At 48.1% G+C, this 4,375-nt stretch carries 5 protein-coding genes; 3 read left to right on the top strand and 2 right to left on the bottom strand.

Translation table 11 applies throughout. The annotated features are described in order from the left end of the window. Nucleotides 1-30: 30 nt before the first annotated feature. Nucleotides 31-528 (bottom strand): thioredoxin-dependent thiol peroxidase, encoded by a 498-nt coding sequence (bcp, locus tag H740_RS09985; RefSeq protein WP_002953649.1) that lies wholly within the window; start codon nucleotides 526-528, stop codon nucleotides 31-33. Continuing rightward, the gene (locus H740_RS09980; RefSeq protein WP_002949321.1) at nucleotides 525-728 is read right to left on the bottom strand and encodes a tautomerase family protein; all 204 of its coding nucleotides are present in this window, start codon (nucleotides 726-728) and stop codon (nucleotides 525-527) included. The genes bcp and H740_RS09980 overlap by 4 nt, the downstream gene beginning before the upstream one ends. Nucleotides 729-929: 201 nt before the next feature. On the opposite strand from H740_RS09980, the gene H740_RS09975 reads away from it, so the two are divergent. The 3 genes from H740_RS09975 (at nucleotide 930) to H740_RS09965 (ending at nucleotide 4,069) form a co-directional block, all read left to right on the top strand. Then, complete coding sequence (locus H740_RS09975) at nucleotides 930-2,702, top strand: aryl-sulfate sulfotransferase (protein ID WP_002953648.1); 1,773 nt, start codon at nucleotides 930-932, stop codon at nucleotides 2,700-2,702. A 252-nt stretch (nucleotides 2,703-2,954) separates the two neighbouring features. After that, nucleotides 2,955-3,605: a thiol:disulfide interchange protein DsbA/DsbL gene (locus H740_RS09970; RefSeq protein ID WP_002953647.1), complete on the top strand. Its 651-nt coding sequence runs from the start codon at nucleotides 2,955-2,957 to the stop codon at nucleotides 3,603-3,605. After that, nucleotides 3,605-4,069, top strand: coding sequence for a disulfide oxidoreductase (locus H740_RS09965; protein ID WP_002953646.1), 465 nt, complete (start codon nucleotides 3,605-3,607; stop codon nucleotides 4,067-4,069). Before H740_RS09970 ends, H740_RS09965 begins: the two co-directional genes overlap by 1 nt. Nucleotides 4,070-4,375 lie beyond the last annotated feature (306 nt).

The raw sequence follows: 4,375 nt of genomic DNA, 5'->3' as shown, positions 1-4,375 counted from the left end.
TCGGAAAAGCGCTCGCGAGACAAGCCGCAATCACTTCACGAGATCGGCCAACACCCTCGCCGCATGCTCTTTCGCCTTCACGCTCTTATACACCTTCGCGACTTTGCCGTCTTTGCCGATCACAAAGGTCGAGCGCGCGATGCCCAGATACTCTTTGCCGTAGTTTTTCTTGACCTGCCAGACGCCGTAGAGTTTGGCGACTTCGTGCGCGGGGTCGCTTAGTAGGATATGCTTTAGGCTCTGTTTTTGCGCAAATCCGGCGTGCGACTTGACGCTATCGGGACTTACTCCCACGATCACGGTGTCTTTGGCTATAAAATCATCGTAAAGCGCGCTAAATTCGCATGCCTCGGTCGTGCAGCCAGGGGTGTTGTCTTTCGGATAAAAATACAGCACGACGTTTTTGCCGACGAAGTCTTTTAGGCTGATACTAACGCCGTCGCTGTTTTCTAGAGTGAAATTTGGCGCCGTATCGCCGGCTGCTAGCGTGATTTTTCGCTCCAAATCCTCTTTTGAAAATTCGCTCATTTTTGCTCCTTTCTAATCTCCTCAAGCGTCTTGCCGCCCGAGCCTATCGAGCTTGCGTCGTATGTTTCGATATAAATTTGCACTCGCTCGCGATTTTTGCCCAGCACGCGTACCATAGTGTCGGTCATCTCCTCGACCAGCTTTTGCTTTTGCTCTTTTGTCGGCTCCGGGCCTGCCATTTTGACGTTTATGAAAGGCATTTTTTCTCCTTAAATTTGATAAATTCGGGCTAATTATATCAAAATTTGACCCGTTATCCGGCTCGCTCTCGTTTTAAAATTTAAGCCTTCATATTAAAATCTAGCTTTAAATTTGATATTTAAGTAAAATTTAAATCTAGTATGATTATTATGTGATTTGGTAGTAGTAAAATTAGATAAATTTACCCAAAAGGAGCGAATATGCGTAAGAATTTTTTCGGTTCTATCATTTTGGCTGCGGCCTTAGCAGGCGGCGCGTTTATAGCGGTGCCGCAGACGGCGAGTGCGGGCGTTTTGGCGCATCAGGTAAAAACCCAGGGCGAGCTTGGCTCTGTGCTTATAAACCCATACGACGTGGCGCCGCTGACCGCTATCATCGATCGCGCGGGCAAGGATATCAAGGATATCCACGTGCGGGTGTTGGGTAAACCGGGCGGCGGCATCGACATCGCCTATAACGTCTCCGAGCATGCGCTACTGACGCACGACGGCGTGCCGATCTGGGGACTGTATCCGGACTATCTAAACGAGGTCGAAGTAAGCTACGTTTTTAACGGCGAAAAGAAGGTCGAAAGGTATAAAATTTACGCTCAGCCGATCGTGATGTATAGCCGCGATTTTAGATTTAGCCACATGCAAAAGATGAAGGTCAAAAAGGTCGATCCTGCGTTTAAAAACAGGCTCTATCTCATTAACAACACGATCACGAGCGTCTATAAGCCGCTTGATTGGAAAAACGGCGGTGCGGCTAGCTGGAACGACTTCACAGAAAATTTTGTCGTCGATACGCAGGGCGAGGTCAGATGGTATCTGGACTATCAGAAATTTTACGACCGCAGCGAGCGCAGAGTGATGGACGGCGGTATGATGATGGGCTTTCATCAGCTGCCAAACGGCGATCTGAGCTGGGGCATGGCGCAGCGATATATGCGCTACGATATGATGGGTAAGGAGGTGTATAATCGCGAGCTGCCGCGCGGCTACATCGACCTTAGCCATGAGGTGATGCCGCTTAAGGGCGATCACTTACTGCTTCGCGTCGGTAAATACAACTACCACCACGCAGATGGCAGGCTCTCGCACACGATCAGAGATCACATCATCGAAGTGGACGGCAGCGGCAAGGTCGTCGACGAGTGGGATCTGAATGAAATTTTCGGCAAAAACGTTTATCGCAGCAACCTCATCAAGGCTCTTGACGCTCGCGCCGTGTGCCTAAATATCGATATGGACGCCAAAGAGATCAAAATCAGCGACGATCTGCCTTTTGGCGACGTGACTTCGACCGGCACTGGACGCAACTGGGCGCACGTAAACTCGATCTCATACGATCCTAGCGACGACGGTATCATCCTCTCGCTTCGCCACCAAGGTATCGTTAAGATCGGTCGCGACAAAAAAGTAAAATGGATCCTAGCGTCGCCTGAGGGCTGGAGCGCGGACTTTAAAGAAAAAGTACTCACTCCTGTCGATAAAAACGGCAATAAAATCAAATGCGAAAACTCAAAATGCGAGGGCGATTTCGACTGGTCGTGGACGCAGCACACCGCGTGGCTCACTCCGCGCTATGATAACAAGGGCCCAGTCAAGCACATCAGTGTATTTGACAACGGCGACGGCCGCGGTATGGAGCAGCCTGCGCTAAAAGAGGAAAAATACTCGCGCGCGGTCGAGTACAAGATCGACGAGAAAAAGGGCACCGTCGAGCAGACGTGGGAGTTTGGCAAGGAGCGCGGATTTGACTTTTACAGCGCGGTTACTAGCGTCGTGGAGTGGCAAAAGGATAAAAGCACGTATTTCATCTCAAGCTCGAACGTCTATCTGTTAAAGCCTGATAAGACGATCAAAATGGTGCTCGTGGAGATCGATCCGAAGACTAACGACATCAAATTTGAGATGGATGTGGAGTCTGCGTCTAGAGACGACGTGGCCTACCGCGCGCTGGTGATCGATCCGAATATCTTTAACTATTAAATTTAACCTTTCTGGTTTAGTTTTTCTAGCCGCCGCCAAAACTATGTGCGCGGCTGGATTCGGTAATTGTGCGGCGAGTTAAATTTGAAAGAAAATTTGGCTTGCTGCTTTGTTTAAATTTGACTCGCTTGCTGAAATTTTATCCGCGACGCCATCAAATTTAACTCGTCAAATTTGCCGAGTTTAGCCCGCTTAATCTCAAATTTACCCTTTCTTTTATACAATCTTTAAAATTTACCGCAAAGGAATTTTATGAAAATCGCTAAATTTTTAAGAATTTTAGCTGCCGTTTGCTTGCTCGGCATCGGTGCAAACGCGTTAGAGGAGGGCACGGACTATCAACTGCTAGAAAAGCCTCTAAACGTACCAAAAGATAGCGTAGTGAAGGTCTTTAGCTACGAGTGCGTCCACTGCTACAAATTTGACCGAAGCGTTACGCCAAAGCTATTTAGCGAGCTAGACGGAGTCAAATTTATCCCGTATCACTTAAAAACCAAGGGCAAGCTCGGCGAAACGGCGAGTAAAATTTTTGCCGCGATGATCGTTTTGGACGAGGCTAGCGACGTTAGTTTGCTTAGCGACAAGTCTAAATTTAAAAAAGCCAAATTTGCGATCTACAAGGCTACTCACGACAAGGATGATGATTTTAACGGCGGCAAGGATAAGGCGAGATTTATCGCGACTGCCCTTAGTGCGGCGGGCGTGAGCGACGCGGACTACGACAAGGCTCTAGCTAGCGAGCGCGCGCAAGAAATTTTAAAAGCGTGGGACGATAGCTACGACGTGGCCAAGATCCAGGGCGTGCCTGCGTACGTGGTCGGCGGCAAATATCTCATAAACGTGAAGGCGATCGGCTCGGTAGACGCGATGGCGGCGGCAGTGAAGGAGCTGCTAGCAAAATAATGGACTATAATATCGAAAACAAGGGCTTTGTCTGCTTTGTGTATAACTTGCAGCGAAGGCGGGTGTTTTGGGCGGCTTTGCTTGCGGTTTTGGCGATCAAATTTATCTTGTGCGAGCTGTTTTTGGGCGGCGCGGTTGCGGACACGCTCGTGGTAAAGCTACGCTTTGCGACGCTGTTTGCGGCATTTGGCGTATGCGTGGCGATGTGCGCGCCTAAGGTTTTTGGCGTCAAGCTCGCTGGATTTTTCCTGATTTTTTTGGGCGTGATATTTGGGCTTGATTATTCCACGAGCGATTTTAGCGGCGTTAGCGAGATTAGTTTTCCTTTTGCTTTGCCGCTAAACGAAATTTGTCCGAGTCTTTTTGCGCCTGATTTTAGCGCGGCAAACGAGGCGGGATTTATCAAAATTTACTCGTGGCGAATTTTGCGTTTTTTGCCGTGTTTGGGGTGTTTTGTTTGGTGATGATTTTGAGCTGGTTTGTGTATAACGCACGTAGTAGCGAAATCAATCAAATTTAAATTTGGGATTCCCCGGCTCGGCTAGATTTTAAAAGTAGTTTTCGGCTAGGATACTCGGGTCACGGACGACTAGTCCGCTCCCGTCGTATCCGCCAAAAACTATTTAAACTACATACAATCCGTCTGGAATATTTGTCTCATATCCTGCTAAATTTACAAATTTAAAAACTCAAATTTGACATTTTCGATGGGCGGGTCTCGGCGAGTAAAATTTTAGCTAAAATTTACAAATTTGACTTCAAATTTGAAC

The sequence above is a fragment of the Campylobacter showae CC57C genome (assembly GCF_000344295.2).
GTDB classification, from domain to species: Bacteria; Campylobacterota; Campylobacteria; order Campylobacterales; family Campylobacteraceae; genus Campylobacter_A; species Campylobacter_A showae_B.
This window is presented reverse-complemented; position numbering and strand designations above follow the sequence as displayed.

Bases quoted from the DNA above. Each gene is read 5' to 3' on its own strand.
- H740_RS09970 (WP_002953647.1), top strand. From the start codon at position 2,955: ATGAAAATCGCTAAATTTTTAAGAATTTTAGCTGCCGTTTGCTTGCTC.
- H740_RS09965 (WP_002953646.1), top strand. From the start codon at position 3,605: ATGGACTATAATATCGAAAACAAGGGCTTTGTCTGCTTTGTGTATAAC.
- bcp (WP_002953649.1), bottom strand. From the start codon at position 528: ATGAGCGAATTTTCAAAAGAGGATTTGGAGCGAAAAATCACGCTAGCA.
- H740_RS09980 (WP_002949321.1), bottom strand. From the start codon at position 728: ATGCCTTTCATAAACGTCAAAATGGCAGGCCCGGAGCCGACAAAAGAG.
- H740_RS09975 (WP_002953648.1), top strand. From the start codon at position 930: ATGCGTAAGAATTTTTTCGGTTCTATCATTTTGGCTGCGGCCTTAGCA.